Below are 17,402 nucleotides of genomic sequence, written 5' to 3'. Positions count from 1 at the left end.
ATGGAAGGGGGACAACATCATCGCTGCGGGGCGGCCCTTGCTCGATGTTGCTGGTTGAGGCTCGCTGCGGCATATTGCATGCTGGGCATAAAAACGCTCCTCATTGAGGAGCGTTTTGCTTTGGGGCAAGGCAGTTTCGCTGCCTTTTCCATCGCGCTTACAGGCGCTCTGTCACCCAGGCTTGCACGCTGGCCAGCGCTGCGGGCACGGCCGCTGCGTCTGTACCACCGGCCATGGCCATATCAGGCTTGCCGCCGCCCTTGCCGCCCACTTGCTGGGCCACAAAGTTCACCAGCTCACCGGCCTTGACCTTGGCGGTTTCAGCCTTGGTCACGCCTGCGGCCAGTTGCACCTTGTCGCCATCCACCGCAGCCAGCACGATCACGGCAGCACCCAGCTTGTCTTTAAGCTTGTCCATGGTGTCGCGCAGGGTCTTGGCGTCAGCGCCTTCCAGCTTGGCAGCCAGAACCTTCACGCCGTTGATCACGGCCGCTTGTGTCGCCAGTTCGTCGCCTTGGTTGGAAGCCAGCTTGCCCTTGAGCGCAGCGATTTCCTTTTCCAGCGCCTTGATCTGATCCAGAGCGCCGCCAATGCGGTTGTTCAGCTCGGCTGCAGGTGCCTTGAAGGCTGCAGCAGCCTGATCCACAGTGGATTCCAGCGACTGCAGATAGGCCAGCGCGTTGATGCCGGTGATGGCTTCAATACGGCGCACGCCAGCGGCCACGCCAGATTCGCCCACCACCTTGAACAGGCCAATGTCGCCCGTGCGGTGCACGTGGGTGCCGCCGCACAGTTCACGGCTGGAGCCGATGTCGAGCACGCGCACGGTTTCGCCGTACTTTTCGCCGAACAGCATCATGGCACCGGTCTGCTGAGCGCTTTCGATGTCCATCACGCGGGCTTCAGTGCTGGTGTTGGCCAGAATTTCAGCGTTCACGCGGGCTTCAATTTCGAGGATCTGCTCTGCGGTGACGGGGTTGTTGTGCGCAAAGTCAAAACGGGTGCGGTCAGCGTTGACCAGCGAGCCCTTTTGCTGCACATGGCTGCCCAGCACTTCGCGCAGGGCTTTGTGCATGATGTGGGTGACCGAGTGGTTGCGCATGACGGCAGCGCGCACGGCGGTGTCCACTTGCGCCTCAACGGCATCGCCCACCTTCAGGCTGCCAGACTCCAGCTGGCCGTGGTGGCCGAATACATCAGCCTTGATCTTGAGTGTGTCTTCCACCGCAAAGCGCGCAGCGCCAGCCGTGATCACACCCTGGTCACCCACCTGACCGCCGGACTCAGCGTAGAAAGGAGTGGTGTCCAGCACGACTACGCCGTTCTGGCCAGCCTTCAGCTCGTTCACGCTTACACCATCTGCGTACAGCGCTACGATTTTTGCAGCTTCAGCCAGCTTTTCGTAGCCTACAAAGATGTTGGCATCGCCCGTGTATTCCAGCGCGCGGTCCATCTTGAACTTGCCGGCAGCACGGGCCGTGCTCTTCTGGTGCTCCATGGCGGCCTTGAAACCGGCCTCGTCCACACTCACGCCACGCTCACGCGCCACGTCGTTGGACAGGTCGAGCGGGAAGCCGTAGGTGTCGTGCAGCTTGAAGGCCACATCGCCGGGCAGCACTTTGACGTCGCCCGCCAGTGCGCTGTCCAGAATTTCCATGCCGTTGGCCAGAGTCTCGAAGAAGCGCTCTTCTTCAGCCTTGAGCACGCTGGTGATATGCGCTTCTTGCTCCTTGAGCTTGGGGTATGCATCGCCCATTTGCACGACCAGGTCTGCCACCATTTTGTGGAAGAACGGGGTCTTCTGGCCCAGCTTGTAGCCGTGGCGAATCGCGCGGCGAATAATGCGGCGCTGCACATAACCACGGCCTTCGTTGGAAGGGATCACGCCGTCAGCCACCAGGAAGGAGGTTGCGCGAATGTGGTCGGCAATCACCTTGAGCGATGGGGTGCTCAGGTCTTCAATGTGCGTCTCGCGGCCAGCGGCCTTGATCAAGGCCTGGAACAGGTCGATCTCATAGTTGCTGTGCACGTGCTGCAGGATGGCAGCCAGACGCTCCAGACCCATGCCGGTGTCCACGCAAGGTGCGGGCAGCTTGACGATGGAGCCGTCTTCCTTCATGTCGAACTGCATGAACACGTGGTTCCAGATCTCGATGAAGCGGTCGCCGTCTTCATCGGGCGAGCCGGGAGGGCCGCCGGCAATGTGTGCGCCGTGGTCGTAGAAGATTTCCGAGCAAGGACCGCATGGGCCGGTGTCGGCCATCATCCAGAAGTTGTCGCTCTTGTACTTGCCACCCTTGTTGTCGGCAATGCGGATGATGCGCTCTGCAGGCAGACCGATAACGTTCTTCCAGATGTCATAGGCTTCATCGTCTTCGTAGTAGACGGTGGCCAGCAGCTTTTCAGCAGGCAGGCCGAAGACCTTGGTCAACAACTCCCAGCCCCACTCGATCGACTCTTTCTTGAAGTAATCGCCAAAGGACCAGTTGCCCAGCATTTCAAAGAAAGTGTGGTGACGCGCGGTGTAACCCACGTTTTCCAGATCGTTGTGCTTGCCGCCAGCGCGCAGGCAGGCCTGCACCGACGTGGCGCGGTTGTAGGGGCGCTTGTCCGTGCCGAGGAACACGTCCTTGAACTGCACCATGCCCGAGTTGGTGAACATCAGCGTCGGGTCATTGCCGGGAACCAGCGAGCTGGACGCGACAACGGCGTGGCCCTTGGAAGCGTAAAAATCCAGGAACGTCTTGCGGATGTCCGCTACGGAAAAAGTGGGTGTGCTCATGGTGTTTTGTATGAAGACGCCTGCATGACGCCTGCGATCAGTACGGCCCGGTGCAACTTTTCAAGTGCTGCACGCACAGGCAAATCAGCCGAACATTATAGGTTTGCGACTACAGTCCCGCGCGACGGTGTGCCGTTATGGCAAATCAGCACTTTTCATGCGCTGCATTAATCCCGCCATCATCGGCTTGCGGATAATCAGTCCTTCATATGAGCGATACACCCCAAACCGAAGCCGGCAAGCCCGCCGCCCCCGCCAAAAACCGCATTGTGGTCTGGATGATTGCCCTGCCCGTCGTCATTTTTGGCGCACTGATGCTGGTCGGCCAGTTCATGGATGATCCAGAAAGCACACAGCGCTGGACGGACAACGAAACCATCAAAATCTGCTGGAAGCAGACGGCCAAGCCTGAGGCGGAGCGCAAGACGAATGAATTCAAGTCCTCACAGGACTGCGAACGACTCGAATTTGATTTCAAGACTCGCTACGGCGCAAACCCCTGAACGGGGAGACGATGAAATCGCGAAGGTGATCATCGCCCGACCTCATCCGGTTGAGCAGGCGCTGATATTTCATCAACGGTTGCGGCTCTTCAAGGCGCGCTCAACCTCGCGCTTGCCTTCGCGATCCTTGATCACATCCCGCTTGTCGTGCTCTGCCTTGCCCTTGGCAAGCGCAATGTCGCACTTCACATAACCATTTTTCCAGTGCAGGTTGATGGGCACCAGCGTGTAGCCTTTTTGCTCCACTTTAATGGTCAAGCGCTCGATATCCGCTTTTTTGAGCAGCAGCTTTTTAATGCGAGCGCTATCTGGATTGACGTGAGTCGATGCCGTTTTAAGCGGATTGATCTGGCAGCCCAGCAGGTACATCTCTCCCTCTTTGATGAGGACATAGCCGTCGGTCAGCTGAACCTTGCCTTCGCGCAAGGCCTTCACTTCCCAGCCGTGCAGGACAACTCCTGCCTCGTGACGTTCCTCGAAGAAATAGTTGAATGCTGCTTTTTTATTGTCGGCAATGCGCGACGATGTTTCTGGTTTCTTGGCCATGGAATATTAGTTGCAGGCAGACCGGAGATGAAAGCTCTCCCTACAATACTGGATTGCCGTCTCGCCTCTGAGCGATGATTTTAGTTTCGCATGGACTCACTGAGGACATTGGCGACCGCCAATTCCCTGCTCTTGCACCATGCTGATTGTTCTTTGTTCATGAAAAACGTCAACAAGTCCGTCCTGATCTGGTACAGCCCCGAAGAAATGTTTGCCCTCGTGACGGACGTGGCCCACTATGCCGATTTTCTGCCCTGGTGCGATCATGCCAAGGTTGTGGAACAGGACTCCACAGGCATGACCGCCGAGGTCGGCATCTCGTTCAGCGGACTACGCAAATCTTTTGTGACGCGCAACACGAACAGTACCATGGACAGCGGTGGCAAACAGGTTGCCATGCGACTGGTCAAAGGTCCTTTCTCCCGTCTTGAAGGCCAGTGGCGCTTTCACCCCGTCGGCGACGGCTCCCAGCGCGCCTGCAAGGTAGAGCTGCAACTGGACTACGGTTTCGACAACGCCGCAGTCGCCGCCATCATCGGCCCCGTGTTCGATCGCATCGCTGGCTCCATGGTCGACGCGTTCATCAAACGCGCCGAGCAAGTCTATGGCTGAGCTGGCCCATTTGCAGATCACCATCTGCACATCCCCCAAAGCAGGCACCACGCATGAAGCCAGCCTGCAACTGCCTGCGGGCAGCACTGTGGCACAAGCCTTGGCTGAAGCCGCCAAATTGCCTGAGCTGGCAGTAAACCTTGATCAACTCGCCCCGGCCATGATCGGCATCTGGGGAAAGACCGCGCGTGCCGAACAATTGCTGAAACACGGCGACCGCCTTGAAATCTACCGCCCTCTGACAGTGGACCCCAAAGTTGCGCGCCGTGAACGCTTTGCACGCCAAGGTGCACGCAGCAGCGGTCTTTTCAAGCGTCAGAGGCCCGGAGCCAAGGCTGGGTATTAGGTAATAGCTACAAAAAAAGAAGCGCCTTCAACAGGCGCTTCTTGCATTGCATCTCTCGAAACTTACTGATCGCTCTCTGGCGCGGGCCCGCATTCAGAAGCGATCACAGAATCAGCACGCTTGACCTCAGTTTCACGCGATGCTTCATCCATGAACCCACGTTCGCCATTCGCATTGACGTTTGAAAGCATGCGCCCCGACGTCAGCGTCGCCTTGGCCTGCTTGGCACGGTTGCAGTTCTCAACGCGTGCCTTTTGCTTTTTGACTTTTTCTGCTTGAGCCTTGGCCGCTTCCTGCTCTTCCTGTTTGCGCTTTTGCTCTTCAAGGCCCTTGTCTACGCCTTTATCGGCCGCAGGCTTGGCAAGCACTGATGGAGCAGGTGCCGCTTCAGCTGCAGCAGTCGCTTTAGACAAAGATGCACCACTGGGGCTGCGAAGCACATTCTTGGCAGGAATTTCGGCGGGTGGCGCCCTGTCGCTGAACACTTTGCGACCCTGTCCATCAATCCATTGCCACTGGGCCATAGCGGAAACCGAGCAGCAGCTAATGGCAGCAAACAAAGCGATCTTGGTGATATTCATGGAGTCAATAAGTCTTGGGCAGTGGTTAGGGGTTCTGGGCCACGAGCCTGCATTGTGCGGCAAGTCACAGCTACAATCTTTCTTTTGGAGCCTTCACAATGCGCCTTCTCGGAAAAGCACTGACCTTCGACGACGTTCTGCTCGTCCCAGCCTACTCCGAAGTCCTGCCCAAGGACGTTACTCTCGCCACCCAATTCACTCGCAATATTCGCCTGAACCTGCCCCTGGTGTCTGCCGCCATGGACACGGTGACGGAAGCTCGCCTGGCCATTGCCATTGCGCAAGAAGGCGGTATTGGCGTGATCCACAAGAACATGACAGCCGAGCAACAAGCCGCTGAAGTGTCCAAGGTCAAGCGCCACGAATCCGGTGTAGTGCACGACCCCGTAGTCATCACCCCCGAACACACTGTGCTGCAAGTATTGCAGCTGTCTGAAGAGCGCGGTATCTCGGGCTTTCCCGTGTGTGACGGCGGCAAGGTGGTTGGCATTGTGACCAGCCGCGACGTGCGCTTTGAAACGCGCTACGACGTCAAGGTCAGCCAGATCATGACACCCCGCGAGAAGCTGATTACCGTCAATGAAAAAGACGGCACCACGCCCGCTGAAGCCAAGGCGCTGCTTAACAAGCACAAGCTCGAACGTATTCTGGTGGTGAACGATGCCTTTGAACTCAAGGGCCTGATCACCGTCAAGGACATCAACAAGCAAACCACCTTCCCCAACGCTGCGCGCGATGCCGCTGGCCGCCTGCGCGTAGCCGCTGCTGTCGGCGTGGGCGCTGGCACCGAGGAACGTGTGGACCTGCTGGTCAAGGCCGGCGTGGATGCGCTGGTGGTGGACACTGCCCACGGTCACAGCAAGGGCGTGATTGATCGCGTGCGCTGGGTCAAGCAAAACTACCCACAAGTAGACGTGATCGGCGGCAACATTGCCACCGGCGCTGCAGCTCTGGCTCTGGTCGAAGCAGGCGCTGACGCCGTCAAGGTCGGTATCGGCCCAGGCTCGATATGCACCACCCGTATCGTGGCCGGTGTAGGCGTGCCCCAGATCATGGCCATCGATGGCGTGGCTCAAGCCCTGAAGGGCACGGGCGTGCCCCTGATCGGTGACGGCGGCATCCGCTTCTCCGGCGACATCTCCAAGGCTCTGGCCGCTGGCGCATCCACCATCATGATGGGCGGCATGTTCGCAGGCACCGAAGAAGCTCCCGGTGAAGTGATTCTGTACCAGGGCCGTTCGTACAAGAGCTACCGCGGCATGGGCTCCATCGGTGCCATGCAGCAAGGCTCCGCCGACCGCTACTTCCAGGAATCGTCCACCGGCAACCCCAATGCCGACAAGCTGGTTCCCGAAGGCATCGAAGGCCGCGTGCCCTACAAAGGCTCCATGGTTTCCATCGTGTACCAAATGGCTGGCGGCGTGCGCGCCTCCATGGGCTACTGCGGTTGCGCAACGATTGCCGAAATGAACGAGAAGGCCGAGTTTGTGGAAATCACTTCCGCCGGCATCCGTGAATCTCACGTGCATGATGTGCAGATCACCAAGGAAGCGCCTAACTACCGCGCTGACTGATTGATCGGTTGACAAGTCATAGCAGGGTCGGCATTGCCTACCCTGCTATTGTTTTTTAAGGAGGCACAATGAAACTTGCCGAAGCCTTGTTGCTCAGAGCCGATCTGAATAAAAAGCTGGCCTCGCTGCGCGAGCGCATCAACCGCAATGCCATCGTGCAAGAGGGCGAAACGCCCAAGGAAAAAGTGGAAGACTTGCTGGCCGAAGCAACGTCAGCGCTTGAAGAACAGCAAAAACTGGTGCGCACCATCAACACCGCCAACGAATCCACCCGACTGGCAGATGGCCGCCTGCTTGCCGATGTACTAGCACTGCGCGATACCTTGATTGCGCGGCATTCACTGTTGACCGCCACCATCGCGGCCACCCACAAAGACGTAGACCGCTACAGCCAGCGCGAAATCAAATGGATTGCCCAAATCGATGTAGCCAACCTGCAAAAGCAGGCCGATGATTTGTCGCGCAAGATTCGCGAAGTGAATGTTACCGTTCAAGCGGCCAACTGGCAGATCGAGATTTAGATTGAGTTTTTGAGCGCTGCGGGCGAGTGCAAAGACCTCGGTGAGGCCAGGAGGTCGAAAACAAGCTGGTCTCTCATGTAAAGCGTGGCGGGCAACGCTGGTGCTAAAACCACCTGACTATTCAGCCCCTTACTGCTTACTACATACCTGTCAGACCTTACCCCGCACTACCTTGCACTGACGCAGCGCTCACCTTACCCACAACATTTTGACCAGAATTTTTATTTCTAGTCAGAGTGTTAAAATCTGGTCTGATTCAAATATCGGCCCAGACTTTTCAATTTCCACTCCATGCAATCCGTCGGCATCTACGAAGCGAAAACACGGTTCTCCGCCCTGATCGAAATGGTCGAGCAAGGCGAGGAAGTGCGCATCACGCGTCACGGCAAAGAAGTCGTGCGCATGCTGCCCGTACGCCGCAAGCCCGTCATTACCGATGAGCAGATCGCCCGCGAGTTAGAACAGATTTCGGCTCTACAGAAGACAGTCAAAGCGCAAGCAGCTACTGATTCCGTAGCAAGTCTGCGTCACACCGGCCGGTGTCAGGCATGAGCGCCAGCGCTTTCATTCTTGATGCATCCGTCACCGCTGCCTGGCTGCTGCCTGATGACGCTAGCGTTCACACCCAGCGCCTCTACACCCGCATCCGCCGCGATGAAGTGGATCCTCATTCCCCCAACGTCTGGCAGTGGGAATGCGGCAACCTGATTGCCTCGGGCGTGAATAATGGCCGCATCCCGCAAAGCTCGGTTGAAGGCCTGTGGGGCGTACTGGAAGCCATTCGCCACCGCGTAGAGCTGCACGACCTGGCCCCCGCCCAGCACAAAGCGGTGCTGGATGTAGCACTGGTCACCGGCCTGCCCACCTACGACGCCGCTTATCTGTGGCTGGCGCAGTCGCTGCGCCTGCCCTTAGCCACTTTCGACTCAGCCCAGATGGCTGCTGCCCGCAAAAGCGGCGTGCAGTTGCTGGCACCGGAAAATTTCTGATCCCTTTTGTCACCCTCTTGCCCTTGAATACCATGCAACACGACAAGATTCTCATTCTGGACTTCGGCTCGCAAGTCACCCAACTGATTGCCCGCCGCGTGCGCGAAGCCAATGTGTACTGCGAAGTGCATCCCTGCGATGTGAGCAGCGACTGGGTGCGCGAATTCGCCGCCGACGGCAAGCTCAAGGGCATTATCCTGTCCGGCAGCCACGCTTCGGTCTACGAAGTGGACGACCGCGCGCCTGACGCCGTGTTCGAGCTGAACCTGCCCGTGCTGGGCATTTGCTACGGTATGCAGACCATGGCCACCCAGCTGGGCGGCAAGGTCGAAGGCTCCAACACCCGCGAATTCGGCTACGCAGAAGTGCGCGCCCATGGCCACACCAAGCTGCTGGAAGGTATTGAAGACTTCGCGACGGCTGAAGGTCACGGCATGCTCAAGGTCTGGATGAGCCACGGCGACAAGGTCACCGAGCTGCCACCCGGCTTCAAGGTCATGGCATCCACACCATCGTGCCCCATCGCCGGCATGGCCGACGAAGCACGCAGCTACTACGCCGTGCAGTTCCACCCCGAAGTCACGCACACTGTGCAGGGCGCAGCCATGCTCAACCGCTTTGTCAAAGACATCTGCGGCACGCAAGCCGACTGGATCATGGGTGACTACATCGAAGAAGCCGTTGCCAAGATCCGCGAGCAAGTGGGTGACGAAGAAGTGATTCTGGGCCTGTCCGGTGGCGTGGATTCCTCCGTCGCAGCGGCGCTGATCCACCGCGCCATTGGCGACCAGCTGACCTGCGTGTTCGTCGATCACGGCCTGCTGCGCCTGAACGAAGGCGATGCGGTCATGGATATGTTTGAAGGCAAGCTGCACGCCAAGGTCATCCGCGTCGATGCTGCCGACCTGTTCCTGGGCAAGCTGGCCGGCGTGAACGAGCCCGAAGCCAAGCGCAAGATCATCGGCGGCCTGTTTGTCGATGTGTTCAAGGCCGAAGCCTCCAAGCTCAAGGCGGCCAACGCCGGCAGCAAGGGCGCAACCTTCCTGGCCCAGGGCACGATTTACCCCGACGTGATCGAATCCGGCGGTGCTAAATCCAAGAAAGCTGTGGTCATCAAGAGCCACCACAACGTGGGTGGCCTGCCTGAGCAACTGGGCCTGAAGCTGCTGGAACCCCTGCGCGACTTGTTCAAGGACGAAGTGCGCGAACTGGGTGTGGCCCTGGGCCTGCCCCGTGGCATGGTCTACCGCCACCCCTTCCCCGGCCCAGGCCTGGGCGTGCGCATTCTGGGTGAAGTGAAGAAGGAATACGCCGACCTGCTGCGCCGTGCCGACGCCATCTTCATCGAAGAGCTGAACAACTGGATCGACGAAGCCACTGGCAAGAGCTGGTACGAACTGACCAGCCAGGCGTTCACCGTGTTCCTGCCCGTCAAGAGCGTGGGCGTGATGGGCGACGGCCGCACCTACGACTACGTCGTGGCACTGCGCGCCGTGGTCACCAGCGACTTCATGACTGCCGACTGGGCTGAGCTGCCTTACGGCCTGCTCAAGAAGGTGTCCGGCCGCATCATCAACGAAGTACGAGGCATCAACCGCGTAACTTACGATGTGAGCACCAAGCCTCCAGCGACCATCGAGTGGGAATAAAAGCACGTCGCGAAGCAACTCGCGACCTTTAGACTTTTTTCTCATGTAAGCCCGCGATTTCGCGGGCTTTTTTCATTTTGGTTGGGCTTTATCCGGAACTAGCCGGTCGCATGGAGTCGACGAGATTTATTGGTACTTTGCATGGTACGGCACCGGCCTCATACCATCCGCCTCACCGATACCATTCAATCGCTTTATCAGGAGCGCATGGTACGGAATTCATCTAAGTCATTGATTTCAATGAAGATACCATGCCTGAAAATGGACTTTTTTTGCGCATGGTATCGCCAGCATGAAAAGAGGCCATCCCGTGCTCACCGACACCAAAATCCGCTCACTCAAAGCCACCGGCAAGCTCTACAAAGTCACCGACCGCGATGGCCTCTATGTGGCCGTAACCCCAAGCGGCACAATAAGTTTCCGCTACAACTATAAGATCAACAATCGCCAGGAAACGCTCACCATCGGCGCGTATGGTATCGGCGGAATCACGCTTGCCGAGGCACGCGCCAAACAGCTGCTCGCCAAGAAGCTGGTTCAAGAGGGTGTGAGCCCGGCGCGTGAAAAGATTCGCACCAAAGCCCGAGAGGTGTCGGCCGGCACCTTGGGCGAATGGGGCATCAAATGGCTCAAGGGCCACAAGATGGCAGACAGCACCCGCGACATGCGCCGATCTGTCTATGAGCGCGAGGTGCAGACACGCTTTGGCAAGCTCCAGCTACGCGAGATCTCGGGCGAAGACGTGCGCAGCATGGCCGATGCCATCGTGGCCCGTGGCGCACCAGCCACCGCCATCCACGCACGCGAGATCATTCTGATGATCTTTCGCTACGCCATCGAGCGCGGCCAGAAGGTCAGCAACCCTGCCGAAGAAGTCGCACCCAGCACCATTGCCACCTTCGAGCCCAAAGACCGCGCCCTCTCCAAAGAAGAAATCGGGCTGTTCTACCGCGGCCTTGAGAAAGTAGGCACCACGCCCAGCATTCGCGCGGCCTGCAAACTGCTGCTGCTGACCTTGCTGCGCAAAGGCGAGCTCACCAATGCCAAATGGGCGGATGTGAACTTCACCGACGGCACGCTCACCATTCCAGCAGCAAGAATGAAGGCCCGCCGCCCTCACATCGTCTTTTTGGCCCAGCAGGCCATTGACCTGCTGACAGCGCTCAAAATGTTTGCCGGCGGCTCGGACTATGTCTTCCCCAGCCGCTACGAAACCCACAGGCCCATGAGTTCAGCCACGCTGAACCGCGTCATGACCCTGTGCTGGGAATACGCGCAAAAAGACGGCCACGCGCTTGCCAAATTCGGCCCGCACGACTTGCGGCGCACCGGCTCCACCATCCTGCATGAAGCTGGCTACAACTCCGACTGGATTGAGAAAACCCTCGCCCACGAGCAAAAAGGCGTTCGCGCCGTCTACAACAAGGCCGAATACCGCGATCAACGCAAAGCCATGCTGCAAGACTGGGCCAACATGATCGACAGCTGGACCTCCCCCTCTCCAAGCCCCCACATTTATCAAAACGCTCTTCATAGATAAGTTGTTCGTGTGTTCACAACATCACCAAAAGATGACAGCTGCACCGACAAATTGACTTCTTTGCACTTCATGCAAGCGCACTCCAGCCGTATCAAGCAAGGAAATGGGCAAGCCGTGAGCGTCTACACACCATGCAACTCAATTGATACAACATCGCTCAAATGCAAAAGAATGTGAGCTCGCAGGTTCTGCGGCAAGTGGTTCTGCAACAGGGAGCGTCATCATGAGAAGCATCAACCCCGCCGCCAAGAACGCCAACCGCGCGTTCGTTCGCCTGCATACCTATGTCGCCAAAGTGCAAGACTGGGATCTCTTCACCCAGTCCTACCGCGTCGTACTCAACACTAACGGCAGTGAAGACTTAACGCTCTTCATCGTCCAGGTTTTTGACAAAAACGGCCAGCCCGCTGCACTGGGGTCAAAGATCCCTAACCAGATTACGTTTTCTTACCGCAAGGCCCCCGTCATGTCGGTATGGACAGAGTTTTTTAACGACGGAAAATTCAACTGGCGCAATGTCTCCTGCCGCTAGGGCGCAGCGACGGGATATGGTGGTCCGGCTGTCGGCATAGACACCCGCCGCCGCGCCAAGGGGCGCCATCCTGTCCAACACAACCAGGAGATGTTGCATGACCCGCTTCCAACCGATGCTTGCAACTGCTGCCCTGCTCAGTCTCTTGACCCTGCACCTCAGCAGCATCTCAATGGCACAGGTCGCCTTCACCAGGCCGGGCGACTACACCAGCTCCTACAGCGGCCAGGTCACTGGAAATGGCGTCGTGCAATACGGGCTTGAAACGCGGCCCTTCCAGCGCATCATCGTCACATTCAACACCAACAACCCATCCAGCCGGATGAACGTCCTCAAGGGCGGCAGTGCCGAGTCGCTGTGTCACGGCTCGGCTGATAGCAACACCTGCACCTTCCTCGTCGAACGGGGCACCAGCTACCGCGTGATGATCTACCTCACGCGTGAAGCCGCCCAGCGCGGCGAAAGCGCACGCTTTACGCTCACCACCGAAGAGAGCACCTGACGAGCGGCAGATCCTGCAGCAGCGCACCCTGACAGCTTGATAGCTGTCAAGCTCGCCTCAGCCAACGGCTTGTAAACTGGGCCGCACCAGATTCAACGAGAAAGCCCGTTCAAGCTATGGAAAACTACCCCAAAGACATTTACACAGAGCCCGAGCCCGATGTGAACACCCTGGCCAACCTCGGCCCCTTCACCGGCATGGCCGGCATCTGGACCGGCAAACGCGGGCTGGACATCAACCCCAAGGCCGACGGCCCGGAAAAGCAGGCCTTCATCGAGCACATGGAATGCCAGCCCATCGATGCCCAGACCAACGGCCCCCAGCTCTTCTACGGCCTGCGCTACCACACGCGCATCGTCAAACCCGATGACCCCGAAACCTTTCACGACCAGGTCGGCTACTGGCTGTGGGAGCCCGCCACCGGCAACATCATCCAGACACTGACCATTCCGCGTGGGCAAACCGCCATGGCCACGGGCAAAACCACGGCGGACGCCACCACCTTTACCCTCAAAGCCGTACGTGGCTCTACCGTGAACGGCATCTCAAGCAACCCGTTTCTGGAGTACGCGTTCAGAACCGATGCCTACACCATCACCGTCACCAAAAACCCAGACGGCACCTGGTCGTATGAGCAGGAAACAACGCTGACCATCCCCGGCCAGAGCGAGCCCTTTGCCCACACTGACCGCAACACCCTGCACAAGATCGGCGAACCCACACCCAACCCCACGGCCCAAGCTGCCGAAGCATCGGCCAGCGCCATATAACCGACACAGCCTACAGCGCGGCCCCTAAGCCCTATCCCCTCACGGCCAAGACCCCTACGCTTGTTACACAAACTGTTCGGTACAAAGAAGTTGCGATTGCAAAAATGTGTCAATCGATCGATCTCCACCGAATCTTTTCGAACAAGCAGGAGTCTTGATCATGAATAAACCCAACCTCACGAGCAGAAATCCCAATCGGGCTTACGTGCGCTTGCACAGCTACGTGATCAAGCAGCATCACCTGTGGGATGACTTCGCCAGCGCGTACTGCGTGATTCTGAACTCAAGCGGCAGTGAAGAGGCCAAGCAATACGGAGTGCAAGTTCTTGACCGGATAGGCAGACCCGCCGCCCTGGGCAACAAAATCCCCAACCAGATCACCTTCTCTTCGCGCAAAGCACCTGCCATGGCAGTCTGGACAGAGAGCTTTAACGACGGCAAATTCAGCTGGCGCAATGTGTCTTGCCGCTAAGGCAAAACACAGCATAGGCATGCGACGGCCCAGAACCCTCTGAAGGCTGGCCCCAGCAAAAAGGCAACGCATTCAACCGCGTTGCCTTTTTGGCTTAGTCAATCCATATTCCGGTTTTTTCTCTGGCGATGTCCAACAATCTACTTGTAACTGGATTTACAGATAACGCTCGGCAGGCATTTTCAGCTTGCCTTGGCGGTGGGTCCAACTCGCACAACTACCCATATTGCCGCTGACACAACGTTACGGTAGCCTGCGGGCTCCACTATTGCTCAGGAGCCTGCCATGTCCCGTCGTTTGGTTCTTTCCGCCAGCACCGCCATTGCGGCTGTTGCTTTGGTCGTTGGTTGCGGCACCATGGGGTCATCGGGCGGCAACCCCATGAGCTTCTTCATCACCAGCACCAACCCCGGCAAGGGCGGCGACCTCGGTAGCCTGGCCGGCGCTGACCGCTACTGCCAATCGCTGGCCGCAAGCGTGGGGGCAGGCAACAAAACCTGGCGCGCCTACCTGAGCAATGCGGCCCTGAACGGACAGCCGGCTGTGAATGCGCGCGACCGCATCGGCAACGGACCATGGCGCAACGCCAAGGGCGTGGTCATAGCCACCAACGTGGCCGACCTGCACAGCGCCAATGCCAAGGTCGGCAAAGACACCTCGCTGACTGAGAAGGGCGAGATCGTCTCGGGCTTTGGCGATGAGGTCAACCGCCACGACATCCTCACCGGCTCGCGCCCTGACGGCACCGTGGCCGTGCCCGAGCCCGGCAAGGACACCACCTGCGGCAACTGGACCAAGAGCGATGGAGGCTCTGCCATCGTGGGCCACCACGACCACAAGGGCACCAACCCCGACCCTGTGGCCAACGCCTCGTGGAACTCATCGCACGGCACGCGCGGCTGCAGCATCGACCAGCTCCAACAAAGCGGCAGCGCAGGGCTGATGTACTGCTTTGCTGCCAACTGACCTAGAGGAAAGCGCGGGCCTCGGCCCGCTTAGTTTCGAGCAGGGCTTCCCTGCCCTGCCTGAACACGGGATATAGGTCACCACGATCATCGGTCACACCGCACGGGATATCGCTACTCAATTTGGCGACAAACACCCAGGAGGTACCTGGTCGACCACACTGACCATTCCTGCCCAGAGGAAACCCTTTGCCCATACAGACCGCAGACCATGCACAAAATCGACGATCCCACGTCCGCCTCCCGCAGCAAGGGCTGCCAGTTGAAATCTGATTAGAGCGTATTCCGGTTGAACTGCCCGCCTGTGCCGGTTACGGCTGACTAGGCTTCTGGTAGTGACCGGTTGAATCCACAGCCAATTCCAGACATTGAGTCGATAGGTGTAGATGTCGATGCCTTGGTTTTAAGGCCACTTAGTTTTGCCAAATGATGTTCGAACTTGGTTGCACGTATCTGGACTTCGCCCTTCAGTTTGAGCTTTCGAATTGTCCATCACCCCCTGAACAAAAATAGGAAGAAGAACCTTCTGATCTTCTGAACCCGGCGGAAATACCTTGTCCATCCAAGCACCAACCCTCTCCATTGGCTTTTTGACCTCGATCCCACAACCTATTGCACGACCAAGAAGAACAGCATAGGTTGTCATTTTGTCAATATTCGCGTTTGCACTTACCTCCCCACTAACAAGGACGAAGAAAAGAGCAAATCCGGGAAGAATTTTTTTTGAATACAAGGTTTTCCCCTAAAAATTACCGAGTGATCTTAAGCAACACATCATCAAGATTCCCCTGAGGGAGCGTTAGCTTAAAAAACACTTCCGCCTGCGGCTGCTTTTTGCACTTATATAACTGCTCAGGGTCGAGCTCCAACAGCCTCAGTCAGCAAAAAGTGGCCGATGACCATAAGAGACAGCGGTCACTCCAATATGAATCAAGCGACGGCGAAATCATCGCTTGAATAAAATGTTAAGTCCCGATGCTTACTTCATTTGGAGACTATCGATCGTATTTAAACTTGACGTTGTAATTTATGTATGCGTTAAGACCGTCACCAGATTGAGCAAGTTGTTTCATTTTTTCAACATGGCTCTGCCCAGCGACGCCGTAACTATAGGTGTATGGTCTAGCTGTACCATCAAACCAAACAGTTATGGAGGCAGATGAAATCTCGTAGCCAATAACGCCAGAATCGTTATTTATATCTGCATATCTTTGCATTGCTATTTCCTTTTTTTGATTGAAAAGACTGATGAAACATAGCGATACACATACTATAAGCTGCAAACCGAATATGTCTATATGCAATGCATGCGCATGTTTATGGCTTTGAGGAATCCGCGACATACGGTGCAAAAATAGATTGAATTTTTTTCCCGATGAGGGTCGGGTTTCGTGGATATGAATGCCTGTTTTTCAGCTTTTGTTGAACGACTGCTCAGGGTCGCTGCAGCCGCTGGTCGACTCAAGCATGAAGGTCACTTCCGAGCGGTATGGAGGTCAACGATGGCTGCACCCGCAATTAGCGATAAAAATGGCAATATAGTTCTTTACATTGCCGATTAGGGCTAGAAGCGTTACTTACTCAAATAAAAAGGCCCGCATTTCGCGGGCTTTTTTTGCAGCAAAAGTCAGTCACCTGTGACTGATCATGTGCATGAATTAATGATCACTAGCTTTTTTTGAAGCCTGATCTTTAAAGCGTACATCAACCGATGCGCTAACAGACTGAACATCGCGAAGCTCCTTGAGTCCATTCAATTTTCGATCAAAGTGGACTCGACCGATCTGCTCCTCAAGTTGGGCAATTTCTGCACTTAGCTCGTTCATTTTTACCTGCAATTCAGAGCACTTTTCGCTGGCGTCTTCCTGCGCATCCTTATCGCCGGAACCTAGTGCCTTCTGAAGCACGGCGTAAGCACTGCTGAATTGCAGTTTGGCAGTATCCATGCGGTAGTTGGCTCGCTGCAGCTCATAGTTCAGCGTGCCCAACTGCTGCAAAGACTCCAGCTCTTGCACCGTACGTGACAGATCTACCGCCGGGCTGGCGGCAGTTTTGGAGAACGTGCCTTCCAGTCGAGCAATGATTTCTGCATGCAGGCTTCGCGCACCGAGTTTGGCCGACTCTTCGAGCTGTGCACGAAGCTCATCGGGCATGCGAAGCGGATACGGGGTGGTACGCGGTTTTTCTTCCATCGCTCAATTGTGGCAGCAAAGTGACTCATCTCAACGAGTCCTATTGACTCCATCAACCCCATGGAGTCAAATGGAGTCCACCTCAACCAAAGGAAATCCCATGAAAGAACACAAAGCAATTGCTCCGACTCCGGTACGCCTTCCCGAGGAGCTTAAGCAGTGGCTCAAGCACAAGGCTGTTGACAATTTCCGATCCTTGAACAGCGAGATCGCGTCACGGCTAGAGGCAAGTCGCAAAGCCGAAGAGGCCAATCATGAAAAGCAGGCCTGAAAAAGGTGAAGCCCCGACGGCGGCAACCGGCAGGGCTTCGAGTGAAGTGTCCCAA

Annotated in this window: 20 protein-coding genes; 15 read left to right on the top strand and 5 right to left on the bottom strand. The window is 57.0% G+C overall.

Features of this window, described 5'->3' with window-relative positions:
* Positions 1 to 157 precede the first annotated feature (157 nt).
* Positions 158 to 2,782: an alanine--tRNA ligase gene (alaS, locus tag CLU84_RS08310; protein ID WP_099736791.1), complete on the bottom strand. Its 2,625-nt coding sequence runs from the start codon at positions 2,780 to 2,782 to the stop codon at positions 158 to 160.
* 209 nt (positions 2,783 to 2,991) lie between these two features.
* On the opposite strand from alaS, the gene CLU84_RS08305 reads away from it, so the two are divergent.
* Complete coding sequence (locus CLU84_RS08305) at positions 2,992 to 3,285, top strand: hypothetical protein (protein ID WP_099736790.1); 294 nt, start codon at positions 2,992 to 2,994, stop codon at positions 3,283 to 3,285.
* Between the two features lie 72 nt (positions 3,286 to 3,357).
* Here CLU84_RS08305 and smpB read toward each other — a convergent pair whose 3' ends face one another.
* Positions 3,358 to 3,831: an SsrA-binding protein SmpB gene (smpB, locus tag CLU84_RS08300; protein ID WP_099736789.1), complete on the bottom strand. Its 474-nt coding sequence runs from the start codon at positions 3,829 to 3,831 to the stop codon at positions 3,358 to 3,360.
* A 159-nt stretch (positions 3,832 to 3,990) separates the two neighbouring features.
* Here smpB and CLU84_RS08295 point away from each other — a divergent pair, with 159 nt between their 5' ends.
* Positions 3,991 to 4,443 (top strand): type II toxin-antitoxin system RatA family toxin, encoded by a 453-nt coding sequence (locus CLU84_RS08295; protein WP_099736788.1) that lies wholly within the window; start codon positions 3,991 to 3,993, stop codon positions 4,441 to 4,443.
* Entirely contained in the window at positions 4,436 to 4,789 is a 354-nt protein-coding gene (locus tag CLU84_RS08290) for an RnfH family protein (protein WP_099736787.1), read from the top strand. Before CLU84_RS08295 ends, CLU84_RS08290 begins: the two co-directional genes overlap by 8 nt.
* A 62-nt stretch (positions 4,790 to 4,851) precedes the next feature.
* Here the strand turns inward: CLU84_RS08290 and CLU84_RS08285 are convergent, their stop codons facing one another.
* Positions 4,852 to 5,370: a DUF4124 domain-containing protein gene (locus tag CLU84_RS08285; RefSeq protein ID WP_099736786.1), complete on the bottom strand. Its 519-nt coding sequence runs from the start codon at positions 5,368 to 5,370 to the stop codon at positions 4,852 to 4,854.
* 98 nt (positions 5,371 to 5,468) lie between these two features.
* Between CLU84_RS08285 and guaB the strand changes: the two genes are divergently transcribed.
* From guaB to CLU84_RS08230, 11 genes are all read left to right on the top strand, one after another.
* Entirely contained in the window at positions 5,469 to 6,944 is a 1,476-nt protein-coding gene (guaB, locus tag CLU84_RS08280) for an IMP dehydrogenase (protein ID WP_099736785.1), read from the top strand.
* A gap of 68 nt (positions 6,945 to 7,012) precedes the next feature.
* Positions 7,013 to 7,465, top strand: coding sequence for a DIP1984 family protein (locus CLU84_RS08275; RefSeq protein ID WP_099736784.1), 453 nt, complete (start codon positions 7,013 to 7,015; stop codon positions 7,463 to 7,465).
* 291 nt (positions 7,466 to 7,756) lie between these two features.
* On the top strand, positions 7,757 to 8,017 hold the full coding sequence (locus CLU84_RS08270) for a type II toxin-antitoxin system Phd/YefM family antitoxin (protein ID WP_099736783.1): 261 nt from the start codon (positions 7,757 to 7,759) through the stop codon (positions 8,015 to 8,017).
* The gene (locus CLU84_RS08265) at positions 8,014 to 8,454 is read left to right on the top strand and encodes a type II toxin-antitoxin system VapC family toxin (RefSeq protein WP_099736782.1); all 441 of its coding nucleotides are present in this window, start codon (positions 8,014 to 8,016) and stop codon (positions 8,452 to 8,454) included. Before CLU84_RS08270 ends, CLU84_RS08265 begins: the two co-directional genes overlap by 4 nt.
* 32 nt (positions 8,455 to 8,486) lie before the next feature.
* Positions 8,487 to 10,103 (top strand): glutamine-hydrolyzing GMP synthase, encoded by a 1,617-nt coding sequence (guaA, locus tag CLU84_RS08260; protein ID WP_099736781.1) that lies wholly within the window; start codon positions 8,487 to 8,489, stop codon positions 10,101 to 10,103.
* A 310-nt stretch (positions 10,104 to 10,413) separates the two neighbouring features.
* Positions 10,414 to 11,643, top strand: coding sequence for a site-specific integrase (locus tag CLU84_RS08255; protein WP_099737940.1), 1,230 nt, complete (start codon positions 10,414 to 10,416; stop codon positions 11,641 to 11,643).
* A gap of 223 nt (positions 11,644 to 11,866) precedes the next feature.
* Positions 11,867 to 12,175, top strand: a complete 309-nt coding sequence (locus CLU84_RS08250; protein WP_099736780.1) for a hypothetical protein — start codon at positions 11,867 to 11,869, stop codon at positions 12,173 to 12,175.
* 97 nt (positions 12,176 to 12,272) lie between these two features.
* A complete protein-coding gene (locus CLU84_RS08245) occupies positions 12,273 to 12,677 on the top strand; it encodes a DNA breaking-rejoining protein (RefSeq protein ID WP_099736779.1) in 405 nt (134 codons plus the stop codon).
* A 116-nt stretch (positions 12,678 to 12,793) separates the two neighbouring features.
* The gene (locus tag CLU84_RS08240; RefSeq protein ID WP_099736778.1) at positions 12,794 to 13,447 is read left to right on the top strand and encodes an FABP family protein; all 654 of its coding nucleotides are present in this window, start codon (positions 12,794 to 12,796) and stop codon (positions 13,445 to 13,447) included.
* A 160-nt stretch (positions 13,448 to 13,607) separates the two neighbouring features.
* On the top strand, positions 13,608 to 13,919 hold the full coding sequence (locus CLU84_RS08235) for a hypothetical protein (RefSeq protein WP_099736777.1): 312 nt from the start codon (positions 13,608 to 13,610) through the stop codon (positions 13,917 to 13,919).
* A 285-nt stretch (positions 13,920 to 14,204) separates the two neighbouring features.
* Positions 14,205 to 14,885: a hypothetical protein gene (locus tag CLU84_RS08230; protein WP_099736776.1), complete on the top strand. Its 681-nt coding sequence runs from the start codon at positions 14,205 to 14,207 to the stop codon at positions 14,883 to 14,885.
* Positions 14,886 to 15,287: 402 nt separating this feature from the next.
* Here CLU84_RS08230 and CLU84_RS21845 read toward each other — a convergent pair whose 3' ends face one another.
* Positions 15,288 to 15,617 carry a hypothetical protein gene (locus tag CLU84_RS21845; RefSeq protein WP_144445430.1) on the bottom strand — a complete coding sequence of 110 codons (330 nt, stop codon included), beginning with the start codon at positions 15,615 to 15,617 and terminating at the stop codon, positions 15,288 to 15,290.
* Between the two features lie 925 nt (positions 15,618 to 16,542).
* A complete protein-coding gene (locus CLU84_RS08215; protein ID WP_099736774.1) occupies positions 16,543 to 17,076 on the bottom strand; it encodes an Arc family DNA-binding protein in 534 nt (177 codons plus the stop codon).
* A 100-nt stretch (positions 17,077 to 17,176) separates the two neighbouring features.
* Between CLU84_RS08215 and CLU84_RS08210 the strand changes: the two genes are divergently transcribed.
* Positions 17,177 to 17,347: an Arc family DNA-binding protein gene (locus CLU84_RS08210; RefSeq protein WP_099736773.1), complete on the top strand. Its 171-nt coding sequence runs from the start codon at positions 17,177 to 17,179 to the stop codon at positions 17,345 to 17,347.
* Positions 17,348 to 17,402 lie beyond the last annotated feature (55 nt).

The sequence above is a fragment of the Comamonas sp. 26 genome (genome assembly GCF_002754475.1).
In the GTDB taxonomy this organism is placed as follows: Bacteria; Pseudomonadota; Gammaproteobacteria; order Burkholderiales; family Burkholderiaceae_C; genus Comamonas.
The sequence above is the reverse complement of the archived record's forward strand: the minus strand, read 5'-3'. Positions and strand labels throughout refer to the sequence as shown.

Excerpts from the sequence above, each read along its gene's own strand:
- alaS (WP_099736791.1), bottom strand. The coding sequence starts at position 2,782 with ATGAGCACACCCACTTTTTCCGTAGCGGACATCCGCAAGACGTTCCTG.
- CLU84_RS08305 (WP_099736790.1), top strand. The coding sequence starts at position 2,992 with ATGAGCGATACACCCCAAACCGAAGCCGGCAAGCCCGCCGCCCCCGCC.
- smpB (WP_099736789.1), bottom strand. The coding sequence starts at position 3,831 with ATGGCCAAGAAACCAGAAACATCGTCGCGCATTGCCGACAATAAAAAA.
- CLU84_RS08295 (WP_099736788.1), top strand. The coding sequence starts at position 3,991 with ATGAAAAACGTCAACAAGTCCGTCCTGATCTGGTACAGCCCCGAAGAA.
- CLU84_RS08290 (WP_099736787.1), top strand. The coding sequence starts at position 4,436 with ATGGCTGAGCTGGCCCATTTGCAGATCACCATCTGCACATCCCCCAAA.
- CLU84_RS08285 (WP_099736786.1), bottom strand. The coding sequence starts at position 5,370 with ATGAATATCACCAAGATCGCTTTGTTTGCTGCCATTAGCTGCTGCTCG.
- guaB (WP_099736785.1), top strand. The coding sequence starts at position 5,469 with ATGCGCCTTCTCGGAAAAGCACTGACCTTCGACGACGTTCTGCTCGTC.
- CLU84_RS08275 (WP_099736784.1), top strand. The coding sequence starts at position 7,013 with ATGAAACTTGCCGAAGCCTTGTTGCTCAGAGCCGATCTGAATAAAAAG.
- CLU84_RS08270 (WP_099736783.1), top strand. The coding sequence starts at position 7,757 with ATGCAATCCGTCGGCATCTACGAAGCGAAAACACGGTTCTCCGCCCTG.
- CLU84_RS08265 (WP_099736782.1), top strand. The coding sequence starts at position 8,014 with ATGAGCGCCAGCGCTTTCATTCTTGATGCATCCGTCACCGCTGCCTGG.
- guaA (WP_099736781.1), top strand. The coding sequence starts at position 8,487 with ATGCAACACGACAAGATTCTCATTCTGGACTTCGGCTCGCAAGTCACC.
- CLU84_RS08250 (WP_099736780.1), top strand. The coding sequence starts at position 11,867 with ATGAGAAGCATCAACCCCGCCGCCAAGAACGCCAACCGCGCGTTCGTT.
- CLU84_RS08245 (WP_099736779.1), top strand. The coding sequence starts at position 12,273 with ATGACCCGCTTCCAACCGATGCTTGCAACTGCTGCCCTGCTCAGTCTC.
- CLU84_RS08240 (WP_099736778.1), top strand. The coding sequence starts at position 12,794 with ATGGAAAACTACCCCAAAGACATTTACACAGAGCCCGAGCCCGATGTG.
- CLU84_RS08235 (WP_099736777.1), top strand. The coding sequence starts at position 13,608 with ATGAATAAACCCAACCTCACGAGCAGAAATCCCAATCGGGCTTACGTG.
- CLU84_RS08230 (WP_099736776.1), top strand. The coding sequence starts at position 14,205 with ATGTCCCGTCGTTTGGTTCTTTCCGCCAGCACCGCCATTGCGGCTGTT.
- CLU84_RS08215 (WP_099736774.1), bottom strand. The coding sequence starts at position 17,076 with ATGGAAGAAAAACCGCGTACCACCCCGTATCCGCTTCGCATGCCCGAT.
- CLU84_RS08210 (WP_099736773.1), top strand. The coding sequence starts at position 17,177 with ATGAAAGAACACAAAGCAATTGCTCCGACTCCGGTACGCCTTCCCGAG.